This is a genomic window from Cetobacterium somerae ATCC BAA-474 (assembly GCF_000479045.1).
Lineage (GTDB): Bacteria > Fusobacteriota > Fusobacteriia > Fusobacteriales > Fusobacteriaceae > Cetobacterium_A > Cetobacterium_A somerae.
Map to the genome: position 1 here is coordinate 1 of NZ_KI518214.1, position 18297 is coordinate 18297.

At 28.4% G+C, this 18297-nt stretch carries 23 protein-coding genes; 22 read left to right on the forward strand and 1 reads right to left on the reverse strand.

What is annotated here, in order from left to right; translation table 11 throughout:
- The first annotated feature begins 142 nt into the window (after positions 1–142).
- The 16 genes from HMPREF0202_RS13250 (at position 143) to HMPREF0202_RS13315 (ending at position 10456) form a co-directional block, all read left to right on the forward strand.
- Entirely contained in the window at positions 143–766 is a 624-nt protein-coding gene (locus tag HMPREF0202_RS13250) for a Rad52/Rad22 family DNA repair protein (RefSeq protein ID WP_040407600.1), read from the forward strand.
- Between the two features lie 135 nt (positions 767–901).
- Positions 902–1396: a siphovirus Gp157 family protein gene (locus tag HMPREF0202_RS13255; RefSeq protein WP_023051230.1), complete on the forward strand. Its 495-nt coding sequence runs from the start codon at positions 902–904 to the stop codon at positions 1394–1396.
- Between the two features lie 12 nt (positions 1397–1408).
- Positions 1409–1609 carry a hypothetical protein gene (locus HMPREF0202_RS13260; RefSeq protein ID WP_023051231.1) on the forward strand — a complete coding sequence of 67 codons (201 nt, stop codon included), beginning with the start codon at positions 1409–1411 and terminating at the stop codon, positions 1607–1609.
- Between the two features lie 68 nt (positions 1610–1677).
- A complete protein-coding gene (locus tag HMPREF0202_RS13265) occupies positions 1678–2133 on the forward strand; it encodes a hypothetical protein (RefSeq protein ID WP_023051232.1) in 456 nt (151 codons plus the stop codon).
- Positions 2133–2930 carry an SAM-dependent methyltransferase gene (locus tag HMPREF0202_RS13270; RefSeq protein ID WP_023051233.1) on the forward strand — a complete coding sequence of 266 codons (798 nt, stop codon included), beginning with the start codon at positions 2133–2135 and terminating at the stop codon, positions 2928–2930. Before HMPREF0202_RS13265 ends, HMPREF0202_RS13270 begins: the two co-directional genes overlap by 1 nt.
- Before the next feature lie 795 nt (positions 2931–3725).
- Positions 3726–5486, forward strand: a complete 1761-nt coding sequence (gene ltrA, locus HMPREF0202_RS13275) for a group II intron reverse transcriptase/maturase (protein ID WP_211231181.1) — start codon at positions 3726–3728, stop codon at positions 5484–5486.
- A 127-nt stretch (positions 5487–5613) separates the two neighbouring features.
- Entirely contained in the window at positions 5614–6231 is a 618-nt protein-coding gene (locus tag HMPREF0202_RS13280) for a DUF4942 domain-containing protein (protein WP_023051235.1), read from the forward strand.
- A 31-nt stretch (positions 6232–6262) separates the two neighbouring features.
- The gene (locus HMPREF0202_RS13285; RefSeq protein ID WP_023051236.1) at positions 6263–6790 is read left to right on the forward strand and encodes a JAB domain-containing protein; all 528 of its coding nucleotides are present in this window, start codon (positions 6263–6265) and stop codon (positions 6788–6790) included.
- 14 nt (positions 6791–6804) lie between these two features.
- Positions 6805–6930: a hypothetical protein gene (locus tag HMPREF0202_RS15665; RefSeq protein WP_023051237.1), complete on the forward strand. Its 126-nt coding sequence runs from the start codon at positions 6805–6807 to the stop codon at positions 6928–6930.
- A gap of 75 nt (positions 6931–7005) precedes the next feature.
- Entirely contained in the window at positions 7006–7638 is a 633-nt protein-coding gene (locus tag HMPREF0202_RS13290; protein ID WP_023051238.1) for a hypothetical protein, read from the forward strand.
- Entirely contained in the window at positions 7639–7779 is a 141-nt protein-coding gene (locus HMPREF0202_RS15160) for a hypothetical protein (protein WP_023051239.1), read from the forward strand. It begins immediately after the preceding gene.
- 181 nt (positions 7780–7960) lie between these two features.
- Entirely contained in the window at positions 7961–8464 is a 504-nt protein-coding gene (locus HMPREF0202_RS13295; protein WP_040407603.1) for a hypothetical protein, read from the forward strand.
- A gap of 21 nt (positions 8465–8485) precedes the next feature.
- The gene (locus HMPREF0202_RS13300; RefSeq protein WP_040407605.1) at positions 8486–9019 is read left to right on the forward strand and encodes a hypothetical protein; all 534 of its coding nucleotides are present in this window, start codon (positions 8486–8488) and stop codon (positions 9017–9019) included.
- 14 nt (positions 9020–9033) lie between these two features.
- Positions 9034–9534, forward strand: coding sequence for a toxin-antitoxin system YwqK family antitoxin (locus HMPREF0202_RS14890; protein ID WP_023051242.1), 501 nt, complete (start codon positions 9034–9036; stop codon positions 9532–9534).
- Between the two features lie 15 nt (positions 9535–9549).
- Complete coding sequence (locus HMPREF0202_RS13310; protein WP_023051243.1) at positions 9550–10086, forward strand: hypothetical protein; 537 nt, start codon at positions 9550–9552, stop codon at positions 10084–10086.
- A gap of 1 nt (position 10087) precedes the next feature.
- Entirely contained in the window at positions 10088–10456 is a 369-nt protein-coding gene (locus HMPREF0202_RS13315) for a hypothetical protein (protein WP_023051244.1), read from the forward strand.
- 149 nt (positions 10457–10605) lie between these two features.
- On the opposite strand, the gene HMPREF0202_RS13320 is transcribed toward HMPREF0202_RS13315, so the two are convergent.
- On the reverse strand, positions 10606–11628 hold the full coding sequence (locus HMPREF0202_RS13320; RefSeq protein ID WP_023051245.1) for a hypothetical protein: 1023 nt from the start codon (positions 11626–11628) through the stop codon (positions 10606–10608).
- A 1098-nt stretch (positions 11629–12726) separates the two neighbouring features.
- On the opposite strand from HMPREF0202_RS13320, the gene HMPREF0202_RS13325 reads away from it, so the two are divergent.
- The 6 genes from HMPREF0202_RS13325 (at position 12727) to HMPREF0202_RS13350 (ending at position 18276) form a co-directional block, all read left to right on the forward strand.
- Positions 12727–13005: an HU family DNA-binding protein gene (locus HMPREF0202_RS13325; protein WP_023051247.1), complete on the forward strand. Its 279-nt coding sequence runs from the start codon at positions 12727–12729 to the stop codon at positions 13003–13005.
- Positions 13006–13189: 184 nt separating this feature from the next.
- Positions 13190–14071 (forward strand): hypothetical protein, encoded by an 882-nt coding sequence (locus HMPREF0202_RS13330; RefSeq protein ID WP_023051248.1) that lies wholly within the window; start codon positions 13190–13192, stop codon positions 14069–14071.
- Positions 14064–15863 (forward strand): Mbeg1-like protein, encoded by a 1800-nt coding sequence (locus HMPREF0202_RS13335; protein ID WP_023051249.1) that lies wholly within the window; start codon positions 14064–14066, stop codon positions 15861–15863. Before HMPREF0202_RS13330 ends, HMPREF0202_RS13335 begins: the two co-directional genes overlap by 8 nt.
- A gap of 20 nt (positions 15864–15883) precedes the next feature.
- Positions 15884–16495: a hypothetical protein gene (locus HMPREF0202_RS13340; protein WP_023051250.1), complete on the forward strand. Its 612-nt coding sequence runs from the start codon at positions 15884–15886 to the stop codon at positions 16493–16495.
- Positions 16496–16602: 107 nt separating this feature from the next.
- Positions 16603–17355: a DUF4393 domain-containing protein gene (locus HMPREF0202_RS13345; protein WP_023051251.1), complete on the forward strand. Its 753-nt coding sequence runs from the start codon at positions 16603–16605 to the stop codon at positions 17353–17355.
- Positions 17356–17454: 99 nt separating this feature from the next.
- Positions 17455–18276, forward strand: a complete 822-nt coding sequence (locus HMPREF0202_RS13350) for a hypothetical protein (RefSeq protein WP_040407607.1) — start codon at positions 17455–17457, stop codon at positions 18274–18276.
- The last annotated feature ends 21 nt before the right edge of the window (positions 18277–18297 follow it).

The following is an 18297-nucleotide window of genomic DNA, read 5'->3' on the forward strand; positions in this document are numbered from 1 at the left end:
TGAAGGTTTACACAAATATTTAATTAGACCCAGTAGTTGGAATATATTTTAATTAATAATTATATATTATAACTTGTATAGAAATAAAATCCCAAGACACAAAGCTTGGGATTTTTTAATTTTTTGAATGGAGGATATAACAATGAGTTTAAAAGAAAAATTAGAAAAACCATTTTCAGAGGATGAACTAGAATTTAGAGTTGGTGCTACTAATTCAGATAAAACTAAAGGATTAGCACTAGCGTACATACAGGCAAGAGCTATTCAAAATAGACTAGATGAGGTTGTGGGTATAGAAAATTGGAAAGTTTCATATAAAGAGATTAATGGTGGCTTTATAGCTAAACTAGAACTTAAAATTAATAATGAATGGATTGCTAAAGAAGATGGATCAGGAGTTACTGACTATGAAGCAATAAAAGGTGGAATATCTTGTGCTTTTAAAAGAGTTGCTTCTGTATGGGGTATTGGAAGGTATCTTTATGAAGTTGAAGGACAATGGTTACCAATAGAGCAAAGAGGTAAAAGCTATATCTTTAAAGAGACCCCTAAATTAAATAAGCAACAGAAAGATAGTTCGGTTGAAGAATCAAAAAAAGATAGAGCTAAAAATATTGAGCTTACTTTTGGAAAATACAAAGGCAAAACTTTAGGAGAGATTTTCAAAGAGAATAAAGATTATTTAACATATTTAACTACAAATAGCAAAGATACAAGAATTATAAACGCATGTAAATATTTATTAAATTTCAAGGAGGTTGCATAAGTGTTGGAGTTAATTGGTGGAATTTTAATTGTTGTAGGAACAGCTTTGGGTGCTTTAAGTGGTGTAATAAATAAAAAATAGAAAGCAATCTCTGGACAGTGTTCCAGAGATTTTTATTTTAAGGAGGAAAAATTAATGAAGGCATATGAAATAATGAATGGGATGATAGATACTCTGGATATTTTTCTAGAGTCAGAGCAAAATGAAGGAGATAAAGAAAACTATGAGTTTGTAATGGAATTCCTAAAAGAGGAGCTACAGAGTAAAAGTAGCAATATCATAAAATACATTAGGAATGTTTCTTTAGAAGTTGAAGTTTTATCACAAGAGGAAGATAGACTTGAAAAACTTAGAAAACAAAAAGAGAAAAAGGTTAATAGCTTAAAGAAGTATCTTACAGATATACTTTTAAACTTAGATAAAAATAAGATTGAAACTGAACTAGGAAATCTAGGACTTAGAAAAAGTGTTTCAGTTGCAATAGATAATTTAGATCTTATACCTAAAAAATATATTCAAAAGAAGATTGAGTTAGTACCAGATAAAAGGTTGCTATCAGAGATATTAAAGCAAGGTAAAAATATAAAGGGAGTACATCTAGAAAATAAATATTCACTACAGATTAGGTAAGAGGAGGGAATTTTGTATAACGTAAATACGTATAACGGAACATATCAATTAGAGTTTAGAGGATGTTTTCAAACATTTGATGAAGCGATGGAAGAGTTTCAAAAAGCAGAAAGTGAATATATGGAAAATTTTGAATATGAAATTGGAACTACAGAATATAACCAAGAGCTAGAGAATTTCATGTTTAATAGTAGAATAGATAAAATCAACTAAAAATGTATATTATCAATAATAATGAGGGGTTGTCTTAAAAACAACCTCTTTTCATTTAGGAGGAAATTATGAAATATTATTTACATAGAGCAGTAGCAATTAAACCCAAAGGTACTAAGAAATTCAAGATGTCAGAGTACACAATTCAAGAGTTCGATTCGTTTAAAAAAGCCTTAGAAGTGTATAAGAGGGATTTTTTACTTGAAGGAGATACAGAGCAAAGAGGATTTGCTATTGAAAAGAAAATAGCTATGAGAATAACTACAACTAAGAAAAAAATAAGAGCAAGACTATACAAGCCACCTTTAAGAACATATGAGGTATTAGCATTAAATCCACCTACAAATAAGTATAGATGTTGCAGAGAATATTTAGAGACAGACCCAGAGTATGGATTAGCACAAGAGATATTTTTAATACTCGAAACTAACTATCAAAAAGCTTGTGATGAGTTTTTGTATGAGATGAAAAAGTATGAAGATAAGAGAAACTCTTTTTACATAGAGATTGAGGAGGACAAATAATGTTTGATAAGAATTTTTACCCAACGCCATATGATGTGGCACTAAAGATGATAGATGGATTAAATTTGAGAGGAATGAATATATTAGAGCCAAGTGCGGGAAAGGGAGACCTTTTAAGTGTAATAAAAGAGAAGTATACAAATATCTATTGTATTGAAAAGAATCTAGAGTTACAGAGCATTTTAAGGGAAAAGGAATACACAATATTAGGTGATGACTTTTTAAAGTATAAACCAGATCATTTGTTTGATTTGGTTTTAATGAATCCACCTTTTGATGAAGGAGTAAAGCACTTTCTTAAAGCATGGGAAATATCAGAAGAAAAAACACATATTAGATGTCTTTTAAATGCTGAGAGTATAAGAAATCCTTGTACAAAAGAGCGAAAATTAATGGTGGATATATTAAATGCTAATGGAGCAGAAATCGAGTATCTTGGAGACTGCTTTAAAGATGCTGAAAGAAAAACTAATGTAGAAGTTGTTTTAATTAAAGTTCAAAACAGATCTAAAAGAAAAAAGTTTCAATTTAATTTTGAAGAGTTCGGAAAAGAAGAGATTAACTTAGAGGATTTAAATATAAACCAATTAGCTAAAGTAGATATACTACAAAACTTAGAGGATAAGTACAATGCTGTAAAAGAGATTATTGGGGAGTATCTGACTTTAAAGAATAAATTAGAGTATTTTCTAGATGGAATTCTAGATAAATATGTAATAGAAAGTTTGTTAAAGAATAACTCTAGTATTCGTGCGAAACGTTTTGTAGTGAAAAGCTATAACACATTAGTTGCATAAACTAATGGAGAACTGTTAATCCGAGAAATCGAATGATAGGGTAACGCCTTGAAAGGTTTCCTCTGATACTCCGACATGCATCAAGATACTAACCTATCTTGAGGTATGAAGCTCGGTGAAGTCGGCTGAGAGCCACCCTACACATATCCCTAAAGGAATGTGATGGAAATGTGAACTAGAGGTAGTCAAGTGGTGACAGGTCGGGAGTCAATATTATATGGTGAGAATTTCCCTAAAAACAAAAGGGAATGACAAAGTTGCGAATGTAAGGGTCTAGACGAGAACATACAGAAATGTATGTGCCGTAAAAAAGCGGTGTGACTGTGGATTAGTAAGAATCGGTGCTATGAAACTCCATATATCCTAACAGGGGATATCAAGGTTACAGGCTCATAGTAACCACCTAAGTAATATTAACGATAGGATTAACGGAACGTTGTAAGCAAGATACAACTAGCAGAAATTGGTTAGAACGGTTGGTGCATATAAGTATCCCGAGGATACGAAATTGCTTTAATCTTGTGAAAGTAGGGGCACAGTACCTATGAAACCATGATAATAAGTGGTGGAGGGATAGCCCCAAGTCAATAATAATATTAAAATCTAATTAACGAAATGATATTCGGTTGCGTGTAAGACTAAGAGAAGTAAGTACCCTAACCAGGAGGAAAACTGACGAATACTGCGGAAATACGAAAGAAACAGAACCTTAGAAATAATGAATATTACGATATGCAAAAAATCTTTGACAAACTTTACAAACAAAGTGTAAATGGCAAATCTTTTACGAAACTTATGGAAATTATCTCGAATGAAAATAACATAAAACTAGCCTACAGAAACATTAAAGCTAATGGTGGAAGCCGTACTGGTGGAACCAATGATAAGACCATAGTAGATATAATGGATATGAAAGCAGAGGATTATGTTAGATACATTCAAGCAAGGCTTAAAAACTATGAACCACACGAAGTAAGAAGGGTACATATTCCTAAAGGAGATACTGGAAAAACTAGACCGCTTGGCATACCTACCATTGAGGATAGATTACTACAACAATGTATAAAACAAGTAATAGAACCTATTTGTGAAGCCAAATTCTATAATCACAGTTATGGATTTAGACCAAATAGAGGTGCGAAACATGCAATATCTAGAATGTACTTCCTTGCTCAACGTAATAAATTGAACTATTGCGTAGACATAGACATAAAAGGATTTTTTGATAATGTACACCACCCTAAACTACTAAAACAAGTGTGGTCTATGGGAATAAAAGATAAAAACCTACTATGTGTAATCAAAAAGATGTTAAAAGCTCCCATAGAGAATGAAGGAATACCCAGTAAAGGAACACCACAAGGTGGGATATTAAGTCCACTCCTATCAAATATAGTTCTCAACGAATTAGACTGGTGGATATCTTCACAATGGGAAACCAAGACGTCGGTATATAAATACAAACTTGCACGAAATAGACTACAAATGTTAAAACAAACCAAATTAAAGGAAATCTACATTGTGAGATATGCGGACGACTTTAAAATAATGTGTAGAAGTAAAAGAGATGCTAAAAGAATATTCATAGCTGTAAAACAATGGTTAAAAGAAAGACTGTATCTTGATATTAGCGAAGAAAAGTCAAAGATAGTATGCCTAAATAACGGATATTCAGAGTTTCTAGGATTCAAAATCAAAACTAGAAAAAAGAACAACAAGAGAGTAGTAACATCACATATGAGTGATAAAGCTAAAGAGAAAACAATTAAAGACCTAAAAGAACAGGTAAAGAGAATAAAGAAAAATCCTACTGTTAAGAATATTAATAGGTGGAACGCAATGGTACTAGGGAAACAGAATTATTACAATTCCGCCACTCTTATAAGCCTTGATTTCTCAAAAATTGGATACTCACTCTCTAAATCTTTGCACAACCGACTAAAGAATTTATGCTCCTATCAAGGAACTAAATCCGAAACATTTATGAGATACTATGGAGAATATAATTTCAAAACCCAATATATATCAGGTACAGCCCTATTTCCTATAGCAGGAATCAAAACTAGACCGCCAATGAACTTCTCACAAGATATTTGTGATTATACAATAGGTGGAAGGGCTAAAATCCATACGAACCTATTTACAGTAGATATAAGAATATTACGTAATTTATTAGCCAACCCCATACAAGGTCAAACCAATGAATACAACGATAATAGACTATCACTATACTCAGGACAAGGTGGATTATGTAGAATATCTCAAATACCTTTAAAACTTGGTTACATGGAAACTCACCACCTAACACCTAGATATCTAGGAGGTGGAGATGAATATAAGAACCTAGCTTTCATACATAGTTATGCACACAAGGTTATCCACTGTACCAAGAAAGAGACATTCCTAAAGTATATAAAACTATTGGCAAAAGAAATAATATTTTACAACATAGATGATTCTAAAAGTGAAAAGATAAAGTCTGAGGAACTAATACTAAATCTAACGGAAAAAATAAAATACTATCGTATAAAAGCAGAAAATTTCGTTTTAAACTAAGATAAATAGATTATTATTGATGGAACGCCGTATGAGGTGAAAGTCTCACGTACGGTGTGGAGCAGGGGAAAAAGCCGAGATAATATCAGAACTTTACCTATTGCTATAGAGAAGAGAGTATGAAGATGTGCTTGAAAAAATAAGAGTTGGATTCTGGCAGTTAGTTTTTAATAAGACTCAATTAGAAGAGCGAATGACTTCTAATGTTAAAAAAGACTTCTTTGATAGCAAGAAGGAATACAGTGTTATGCCATTTACTGTAGATAATGTTAATAAGCTGCTAGAAATTCTAATACAGAATTCTGCACAAATATTCCAGAATTGTATTGAGGAGAGCTTTGATTACTTAACTATGTATTATCCTGATAATAGAGTTCATATAGAAGGGTGGAAGACAAATGAAAGGTGGTATGTTGGAAAGAAATTTATACTACCAGATATGCTAAATAGCTTTAGATTTGGTATACACAAGGATATAATAAGCGATTTAAGCTATATCAAAAGAGATAAGGTTAGAGACTTAGAAAAGGTGTTATGTAACCTAATAGGAAAGAATATCTCTAGAGTAGCTACAATTGATGAAGTAGTTAAAAAAGGTGTTGAATTTGGTAAATGGAATGAATCGGAGTTCTTTAAATTTAAGATATTCAAGAAAGGAACTATTCATTTTGAATTTATAGATGAAAAAATATGGAATGAGTTTAATAGAAAAGCTTGTGAGGGCAAGAAATGGCTAGGGTATTAAACCCACAAGTGCTGTATAAAATGGAGGGATTATGAAGAAAATACTAAGGTTTTTAAAGTGTAAAGATATAGATGAAGTGGTAACAAAAATAAAGAGTTATGAGATAAGTGAAGAGCTAGAACAGTTCAAAGAATTAATGCTTACAATAAGCAAAGGAAATATAGGAAAGAAAGATCTCACAACAGTAAAGGGCAAAACAGAACTTCTTAATTATTTAAGAAGTGACATAGGTTTTAAAAGTACAGAGGAGTTCAAGGTTATATACCTTAGCTCCTCTAATCGTTTATTATGGGAGGAAACACTATTTAGAGGCACTGTAGATAGAAGTGTAGTCTATCCTAGATTGATTATCGAAAGAGCCTTAAAATACCCAACTAAGGGCATTATATTCGCTCATAATCATCCAAGCGGTAGTTTAACACCAAGTAAGAAAGATATTGTATTAACACAAGAGTTAAAAGATCTATTGGATGTACTAGATATTAAGCTTTTAGATCACATTATATTAGGAGAAGGAGATCACTTTAGCTTCTATGAAAATGGACTTATTGAATACTAAGAGGAGAGAAAATTATGAATAAAGTTATATCAGCAGAAAGTATCACATGCCTTGGCACTAAAGATATCCAAGTAGACATTACGAGGGATGGATTTGTGGTAAATATTATAGCTTGGGGAGAAAAGAAGCTAAAGATATAAAGGAACTAGAAGAGCTACTAAATGAATTCAATGTACAGCAATACATAATAAATGAGATAAAGGAGAGGATAGCCAATGCCTAATTACTGTTTTAATAGAATAAAGCTAAATGTAACACAAGAGGAGTTAGAGAAAATAAAAGAGAGAGTTATGTCTAAAGATGAATTTGGAGATGGATATTTTGATTTCAATAAAGTTATGAAAAGACCTAAAAATATGCTCTTAAGAGCTTTTAAGGCTAATACTTTAGAAGCTTTCAGTAAATATTATTATGAGAACCCAGATAAGCTAGAACAAAAGCTATTGGATAGCATTATTGGAAATGAGATTCTGAAAGTAAAAATTAAAGGAAAGCTAGTAAATATAGACCGTTATGTAGATGAAAAATATTCACATGAGGAACTAAGAAGCTATACAGGAGAAAAGTTAATACTATGGTATGACTGGTGTATAAATAACTGGGGAACTAAGTGGAACTCTTTATTTTCAGGAATAACAAAAGAGGAGTTATTATTTAATACTGCTTGGAGTCCAATATCGCTAAAGCTATTTGAAGGATTTATACATATTTGTAAAGAGATAATAGGAGAAAAAGCAAATGACATCTGGCTATACTATGAGGAGTGTGGATTTAATTTATATGGCAGATATTATATATTAGATGGAGAAGTAATTCATGACTATGATTACAAGAAAGAGGTAGCATAAATGTATGAAATTATAGTTACGATAAAAGGAGAAGAGTATAGTTTTGGAGAGTTCAATAGTAAAAAAAGAGCTGAAAGTTTCCTAGAAAATCTATATGAAACTAAAGAGATAGCTAGTGATGCAGAAGCATGGATAGAATAATCGTATATAAATCAATGGGTAGTGTTAAAGACTATCCATTTTTATTTTTTAAAAGTAGAAATAAAAATACAAAAAAAGTTTCTATTTATATAACCAAATATAGAAAAATCATATGTATTTAAAAAGTTTAGATAACGTTATATAATAAAGGGATTTACAAAATACATTTGGGAGGTTGGAATTGAAGAAAAAAATACGAGTACTAGTTCCAACTTTTATATTGGAAACTTTGGAAAGAGATTGTGAATTCTTTGGAATTACAAAGGAAAAACTATGCAATGAGATATTTTTAAAATTCTCTTTAAAATTTAGATCAAGATACCAAGACGACATGATGTTTGAAAATAAGGAGTATTTACAATTTACCTTGAATAAAGCGAATCAAAGATATTATACAGATTTGCTAAAAGAGTTACCTGAAGCGAATGACTCAGAGATAATAAGGGAGATATTTTCAACATACTCAGTCTTAGTAGCATTTTTAAGAGAGATTTATCTTTTTAGAGAAAAAATAATATTTTTATACTCATCTTTAAAAGAGTATAGGGTTTTAAAAATTGATACTCATCATGGAGTAATTGAAGGAAGGATAACTAAAATATATCGTTGCCAAGAAAACAACTATCTAAAAATTGATATTGAAGAGCAAAGTTATTATGTAGGTCAAATAAGAGTTATATCTTAAAAAAATATGGAGGGATTTAAAATGAAAAAAATGTTAGTAGCATTAAGTATTTGTGTAGGTCTTTTAACAGGATGTACTGGAGGTTCAGATTCAGATTATATTGAAACTGTAAAACAACTATCTTTTGACAATGGTGTAATAGTAGAAAATATTGTGAGAGAAAAATTAACAGGAGCAGAGTTTCAAGGCTTAAATGGAGACAAAGTCCGAATTGATAAGGGGCTAGCAGTATTTGATGGAACAGGAGCATATATTTTTCTATTAAAAGGTATGGAAGGAAAAATTCAAGAGTTAGCATCAAATGCAAGTGTTGTACCAGTAGTTATAGGAAGTAATGATATAAAATGGGAAGTTGAAGGAGAGACAAAAAAAGGTAAGATAATTAAGGCTAAAACAGAAAAAGCAGTAGTTAAAATATCAACTGAGCAAGATGGAGATTATATTAAGTTATATTCAGATAGTATAAAAACATTTAATGGGAAAACAGGAAAAGCAATATCAGATAAAGAGTTGAAAAATTACAATCAATTAAATAATATGCTGATGGCTGAATAAGAGGAGGAGAAAAAATGAGAAAAGCGATTGTACTATTATTAGTAATGCTATCTATGGCAATTTATGGAGAAGAGATTGAGTTTTCAACTTTGAAAGAAAGTAATGGAATCTATTATTCAAATGGACAAAAGTTTACAGGAAAAGCAGTAATAAAATCTCCAGATGGTAAAATAGTAAAAATGGAAGAGTTTAAAAATGGTGAAAAAGATGGAATTATAAAAGTGTATTATACAAATGGTAATTTAAAATTTGAAATAGAGGTTAAGAAAAATAAACAAGAGGGAATAACTAAAACATACTATGAAAGTGGAAAATTAGAAGGTAAAATGCAATTTACAAATGGAGAATTAGATGGGGATGATATTTCATATTATGAAAATGGACAAGTTAAATCTAAAGCTAAATATGAAAACGGAAAACTTAATGGAAGAATGAAAATTTATAACCCCAAAGGAAAAATTATAAGTGAAGGTATTTTTGAAAATGGAGAGCTTATATCTGAGGTAAAATATTAGGAAGGAGACTAAATTATGAAAAGAATAATAGTATGTGTTCTAGTTATAATATCCACACTATCTTACAGTGAAGGACAAGCTAAAAAAAGAGTTGGTCTTTTGTCTGAAAAACAAATGGAAAGTTTGAAAGAAAAAATGAGTAACCTTTTTTCCAAAGAGGATAATTTAGATCAGATGATAACTAAACTAAAAAAAGGTGAATTAGGTTATAAAGCTATTTCAACAGAAGAGAATGAAAACTCTTTAAAAATGAAGTTTGTAGTAAATGACAAAGTTTTACACTACGTTATTTATAAAAATAAAAAATCGTATGAAAAAGATTTAAATAGCTTTCTAAAAGACGATTTCTTTACGCATCTAAAAGAAGAGTCTTTTGATAAAAACTATAAATTAATAATGCTAGATCCAGTTATATCATCTCCTACATATGGAAAGTGGTATGCTATTGTAGGGCAAAATCAAATTATAAAAGCATCTGGAGACGATTTTGATTCAGCTAAAACTAACATTGATGAATTTTACGATAGATTGAAAAAATTAGGAGGAAAATAAAATGGGAATCTGGATATTTGTATTATCTTTAATTGGTGCTGTTTTAGCTTTTGTACAAAACGATATTTCAACTACAGGGATGGCAATATATATAGCTATAACTATTTTATTAATAAATGTAGCTATGGGAAACATAGCTGAAGTTATTAGGAGAACATGTTCACCAGATACAGTTTATTATAATAAAACATCTGAACTGATAAAAACGAAAATATTTTGGAGTGTGGGAATTCATGCAGGAGCAGTGTTTTTGGGAACATTCTTTGGATTAGGAATACTTGTACGTTTTAATTGGTGGCAAATTTTAGTAGTACTAATACTAGCAGTAGTAATAGCTTTAGTTTGTGGAGCGATGAATCAACAAGATTAATAAGAGTTTAAAAGAGAAGTCCTTAAAAACTTCTCTTTTTTGTTTAAATCCATTTAAAGTCTCTAGTTATGGTATATTCACTACATAATACTAGAACGTCGATTGTAGGGTACTTTAAATGGCTTTATAGGGTATTTTAATAGTAGATTCTATTCAAACTTATAATATTCAACTAAGCTCTTTGCCATTTTAATAAATTCTTTGTCAGCATCAATATGACATCCATAAAACTCCATGTGTCGTTCTTTAACATACTCTTTTATTCTTTGAAAAGCTGTGTCATAAGAAGAAGATTTTGAATAAAATTTCTTGAGAGCTATTTTTAAGCTTTTTAAAGTAAATTTACAATTATATTTTTCAGCTATTAATAATCTTTTATTTTTATAGTTCTTTAAATGTTTAAGCCATATTTTAGATTCATTTATTTGAATATCCGTCAATAAATCACCAAACTCTAAATTTCCTCTTTCAGAAAGTTTAGCATCAAATAAATTTTTAAATAGGTAATTTAAATAATCATCCTTATATTCATTAAAAATATCAAAGTCAATAAATTCATCCAAAGTCATAGGGGCTCGTTTAATTCGCTTTGATACCTCTATTCTAATTCTTCTAGGTAAATCAGGGTGGTTTTTAAGTATAGATTTATAGTTGTAGTTATGAGAATCCTTAAACCTCTTGTCTTGATTATAAATAACAATCTTGCTATTGCAATTTTTTAAAGTAGTAGAGTTAGCAAAAGTTAAAGTTTCTATTTTATCTTCTGTAAATTCATTAATAGATTTAACTAAAAAGCTCTCATTATTTTTAGCAAAAATTTGAGCCATTTTATAAAAAATATGCTTGTACCCTGAGAACTTCATATTTTTAGGCATATAATATGTGAATGGAATATCAACTCTTAAAATTCTAATTTCTAAATCCTCCTTTGGTCTAAGTTTGTTTAAAATTCTATAAATTTTATAATTGCACTCATGTGGAATGTTACTATCCATAACTAAGTAAGCATTACTGTCATCCATAAATTTAGGGTATGAAATTTTAAGGATAATAGCATTATCCGAATCCCTTTTAGCTCTAGTCACTTTTAAAAATTTATGTCGCTCAATTGATTTAATCTCCTTGTCTGTAAATTTTGCTTCTGATTTAATTTTGATGCTTATTGTATCCATAAAAACCTCCGATTATTTTGTATTCAAAGTATTGTTATGGTTTTTTAACAAAATAAAAAAACCGCTCATCAAGTGAGCAGTTTTCAAAAATGGAATTTTGATATAAAATTAATAAACCTTGATAAACCCCTCTAAAACCTTGTATAACAGCCAAAGTGGTAAAAGTAAAAAATATTTTTAAAAGTTTTAAAATCAACTCACTATAAATCAGTGTACATATAATTATAACTAAACATACAAATCATAGTTAATATTAATAATAATTATTGCTGATACCTTAGTACAGCAATAAAGGAATTGCTAGAGACACGTAGTACTAAAACGCAGTGGCGATATAGCAATTACGATTATTATTATATATCTTAATAAACTAAATTAAAGTTCAAGATTTTTTAATTTGAGATAATTATATATAATCTAGTGACAATTCCCGAAGGGGATTGGAACTAGTATTAATATAATATATATAATAATATAGATATAGTATATTTTACTTATAATAATTATGTTAATACCTTAGTATTACATAATAGTGATTTACGTATAGTGTTATGGAGTACCAAACGTAATAACACACTCTTTTAGTAAATCACGGTATTATAATAAAATCTTAATGAAATAATACAAGAATAGAAAAACATTCAAATCTCTATTTAAAAGCCAAAAATAAGCACCTATGGATATTTTACCAATAAAGTCCATGAAGTCGATTTAAACCCACTTTAAATCAATTCTAGAGGCATTATTTTAACAACTAGCCAGTATATTTAAAATATAAAATTCAATTGAAAAAGCATTAGATTTTAACAACAACATTTTGTAATTAAGAAACACATTTAGAATTGTCAAATAAGAGAATAAGAAAAACCAAGACTTCAAGATGTTATGATATATGTATAAATTATACTGTATCTTATTAAGTTATTACCTATACAAAGTATAGGTAATAAAAATATATTTGTCAAGGTTAAAATAATGAAAAGTATGTTATTTTATTTTTGATGGAAATTTATAATTTATAGAATCTCTTGAAAAAACTAAAGTTATGAACTATACTCTAGTAAAAATGTTAAACTAACTAATAAAGGGGAGATAACTATGACTAAACAAGAGTTTATAGCTTTATATCAAGAGAAAATGGAAATAACAGGAAAGAAGGAAGCTGAGAGATTAGTAAATGGATTCTTTTCAACTATAGAAGAGGTTTTAGTAAAAGGTGACGATTTATCGGTATTAGGATTTGGAAAATTTGAAACTACAACTCAATCAGCAAGAACTTGTAGAAATCCACAAACAGGAGAAGAAATAAAAGTACCAGAGAAGAAAGTAGTTAAATTTAGAGTTGGGAAAAGTTTAGCTGAAAAAGTAGCAAAATAATATATTTATAGAAATAGTTGGTATGTGATGTATCAACTATTTTTTTATTGCAGATTTAATGAAAAATGAGTTAATATAAAGGACAATCTAATTTTATATTCATTTGAATAACTAAATACTAAAAGAGTAACAGAGCTAGAACTCTGTTATTTTTTTAGTAATTAAAGAATTGAAAGGGGTATTTATGACAAAGAATAGAAAAATTTTGATAGGAATAATTGGAACTGCTCTTTTTGGAATAGTTTTTTCATTTATTCAAAAACCTCTCAATAATAGAAAAGTATTGAATGTAATACGAAAAGAAATCCCAGATGATAACTTTTATTTTATTAGAGGATTAGATAGAGATAGAAGTTTAAGTACAAATATACGATATAGGGGTATTGTATATAGTGATAAGTTAAAACAAGCTGAATCTTTTAGTGGTATTCAAGTTGCTTTGGAAGATATGGACGAACTGTGGAAATATAAAGAATCATTTAAAAGACAATATGAAGGAGCATTAGCTTATCCTTTAGCAACAGCTCCAATGAAGGAGAATGCTAAAAAAATATTTGGTAATGATATTATAGTCTATGTGGACTTTCCTATGATTTGGGATTTAAAAGCTCAAACAGAATTTGTAGAAAATAATATAGGAAAAGAAACAGATCAAATAGCCAATATGACAGGATATATAGATGTATTTGTTGATGATATTACAAAAGTGGATATTGATGAATATAAAAAGAAACTTTTTGATCTTCATCAAACTTTATATAAAACTTATCATATTGACGCAATACTTTATATGAATTTAAGAGATAGAAAATATTTAACTTATGAAAAAATAGACTCTAATATATTTTATATTTTTAGAAACGAACCTAAAGTAATAGAATTATTAAAAAAATATAAGGAAAATGGGAATTTAAATGTCGTTGAAATTGGATATTTAACAAATTATTTTGTAGCTCCGTTTAGAAACTACACGCTTCCTAGAATAAAATTTGAAATTACATACAAACGAAATGATTATAAAAAAGTTAATGTTATACTTCCAAAGGAGATGAAAAAAAATGATTAAAGATATTGAATTTGCTTTCTTTTCACAATTATCATATTTGAATTGGAATAATTTAAATAATATTGATTTCAAAACTATTGAATCTTACAAGGATAAAAAATTTATGAGTTTTTTAAATAGTGATGATATTTGGAATGAAATAAAAATAAACAATTTAGAACCTATAAATTCTCCTAATGGGATTCCTATGTATCAAGAAGAAGACAAAAGACTTTTGGGAGTTTTTGGAATAGAAACTGAGTCCGTTATAGATGAAAAAAATAAAAAGCAAACTAAAATAAAACCTTTATATAATTTTGATGGATGGCAATTTATATACAGTGCTGATAAAACAAAATTATACAAAGATAAATATAACTTAGATGATGTTGAGGATGATGGATTTTTTGCGTGTGCTTTTATGAAAGATGATGATATTGTTATTGCTTATCGTGGTACAGAAATAACAATAAAAGATTTTTTAACTGATTTAGAAATTGGATTTTTAAATAATAATCACTCTCAATTAGTTAGCACACATCTTTTTTTAGAATATATAAAATCACTTTATCCAAATGTTGCAGATAATAATATACATTTAACAGGACATAGTTTAGGTGGATGTCTTGCTCAATATGCTTTTATTTCTAGTGATAAAAAACATAAAACGATTACATGGAATGCATTAGGAGTTGGAAAATACCGAAATATTTTTAAAATAACTGCATTAGAAGCAAATGAAAACACTATGAGTTATTTAAAAAAATTATCGAATCATCTTCATATTACAGAAACTGCTCAAAAAATTGTAAGTGAATTTATTACAAAAGATGAGAATATTATGTTAAAAACAGAAGAAGAGGATAAAATAAAATTATATAATATAATTAATAATGGAATTCAAAGAAATCCATTTTATGAAGTTGATTTAAACTCTAAAATTAAATCAATTTCTTTAGACATTTATTGGTATTTTAAAAGTGTTTTCAAAATACAAAGTTCTCTAAATAAAGCTTCTGAAAATATAACAAATTATTTTAACGCTTTAGATTGGACAGCTAATATTCAAACAAGAGAAGGACGTTGTATTGAGGTTTTAACGGGAACTGAAGCTTCAAATGAATCAACTAATGATACAATGAAAAGAGTAATATCTGAAATGTGTAAACTAAATTTAGTTGATATTAAGTTTAATGGAATTAAATCTCCAGAGGTCAAAGTTTTTCCTTACCACGGTGTTAATGACTTCTTATTATATATGGATTCTAACGGTATGATTCAAGCAGGAAAATATAATATAATCTTTACTAAGAATTTAGTAAAAACTTTATATAACTATGTTAAAAAAACCGATTCCAAAAGAAAAGGTACTGATAAATATTTGGATATATTTGTTAAAGGAACAAGCAATAAAACTGAACAAGTTAAACCCTTTGATAAGTTTCATATGACTTGTAGTAGGGCGAAACTTTTTGGTCCTAAAATATCAATCATTAGTGAAGCAAACGTTAAATATGTAACATCAGCTATTGAATCTTTAAAACCATGTGTTGAAGAATATATTAATTATAGGGAATACTCAAAAGAAGAAAAAGAAAAAAATTTTCCAGAAATAGCGGTTTATACAATCGGTCATTTGTCAAATGTGGATAATTTAGCAGGGATACAAGGTGGAGAACCTACACAACTTATAAAAATAGAGAAACCTGAACCAAAAGAAGAGGAGCCAGTTGCTAAAGTACAACCAAAAGAAGAAGATAAATATACAATTAAAGAGGGAAATGCAACTGTAACAATCCATCATTTATGCTAAAATTAAGGAGATAACAGATTATGAAAGCAAGATTATATATTTTAAATGGAGATATTGGAGTAGAGTTAAAAGAGTTGTCAGCAATAGAAAAAGAAGATATACTAATATCTAGTGATGAAATTTCTTCATATACGATAAAATATGACCCTATAGATAGTAAAGCTGAATGTAATGTTCCAGTTAATGTATCATATATTATAAAAGGAAAAATTATATCAGAAGTAAAAGACACAGAAAAAAAGAATAGTGATTTTTTACTTGGTAACACAGAGTTTGATAGTTCTTGGAGTAAAATTCCACAAAATTATTATGACGATGTAAGGAAGTTAGTGACTACTACATATTCTGGTTTAAATTTATCTCCAGAGACTTTAAACGATAACGTAACTAAATTGAATTCAAGAAATCTAATAAAATTAAAATATTGGATGGAAGCTTTCTTTAAAGTTCCAGAAAGAACAGCAATATTGGAACTTATTAAAAATGGTTATACAGAACTACATGTGTTAGAAAATGCCTATGCATATTTACTTGAAGAAAAAGGAACTACGGGTGATGGTAATGGGGAATTTAATTTAGTAATCAAACAAAAGAAAAGATTTGATAAAAAATATATTGTGAGTATATCATAAAAGGAGTTGATCTAAATGATTAATATTAAGTAGAGTAAGTATTAACTAATTAAAAATAATTTGACTAGTCTTTAGATAAGAGTAGCAGATGTTAAGAAGGAGGATTTATGATTGATAAAGTTGGATTTGAATTACTCAAGAGAATGTTAGGACCGGGAGCAGATGCTTTTGGTGAAAATTTTGGTATAATGATAAAAGGACTGACTATTGGAATGGCATTTTGGGGGGAAGGAAGAGTAGCAATTTATGAAGAAAAAATGAAGGAATTTTTAGAACAGACTAAAGTTAAGAAAAGTAAAATTAACAAAAAAACTGATCCGGATATAAATATAGCAGGTCCAGTTTTTGATGCAAGTTTTTATTATTTTGATAAAAAGTATTATAGAGAGTTATTTTCAAATTTACTTGCAAATGCATCGAATGAGGAAAAACAAAATATTATTCATCCATCCTTTGTGGATATAATCAAACAATTATCACCATTGGAGTCTAAAATATTAAATACTTTTTCAAAATCTTTCATGAGTTGTTATCCTTTAGCTATATTTAAAGGATTTGATTCTAAAGGACGGGTAACTCCGTACTATACATATTTTATTGATTTTTTAGAAGAGAATTCAAAATTTGGAATTAACGATACAGAGAGATATCAAATTTCAATTGAAAATTTAGTAAGGTTAGGATTGTTACAAAAGAGGAGCGATATAATACAAGCAAATTATGATTATAATAAATTTAAAAATAATTTAAGATATAAAGTGATTGAAGTAGAGAATCCTAATGAAATATTAAAATTAGAAAGGTATAGAATAGAATTGACTTTACTAGGAAGAGATTTCGTAGAGTGTTGTTGTAAATAATTAAAAAGTATTTATGGGAGCTATTATAGCTCCTTTTATTTTTAGTTAAAGTCATGGTATTATATAAAAAGAAAAATAAAAAATATGAGGATGGAAATTATGGCAAGAAAGTTAAAGGTAAAAGTAGATAAGAATAAAAAGAAAAATGTAGATGATTTATACACTTTTTATCTTAACTCTCTAGATGATTCAACTAGAAGAAAATTAGACAAAGAGATGTTAAGTAAAATATATAAAGGAGTTGAACATTATAACGCAAGAAAATTTAGATATTTAGCCTTTGATTCGTTAGTTGTATCTATAACTAAGTTAGAGGAGTATTTAAAAGAGGATGTAGCCTTTCATAAAGAGGTTGGATTTGAAAGATATTTAGAGCTATCAGAGAAACTAGCAAAAGAAATGGCATATGACTTTAATCATGAAGTTTTGAATAAAAATATATTAGAAGTAATGTCAGCTAATTTTTTTAGATGGGTAATTCAAAAGGAAATAGAAGTTGAATATGTAACTACGGATTTAACAGAAGATTATCCATATAAAGTAGAAGATACAAAAAACTTTATTAAAGAGATAATTGTAAAGAGTCAAGAGTTAGATATTGAATTTACAGATAATGAAAAGATGGTATTAGTCACACTAAAAAATAGAGAGGATAACTCTTTAAAATATTTAGAAATAAGAAAAGTAGATTATGATTTTTTACAAAGTATAGCTAAAGTATTAAAAGTAATGAATCTGATATTGAAAACTATAGATGTAATGGAAGAAGAGAGTACATTTGTAGATAAATATAAGGAGTGTATATACAATCTTCAACGTATAACGGATTATATTTATTTTAAAGAGATTCTATCTATAAGTTATGATTATTCAATACCAAATAGTGTATTGAAGTGTCTTAAAAGTAAAAATGTAGCTTAATTTATTTTGTAGGGGAAATAA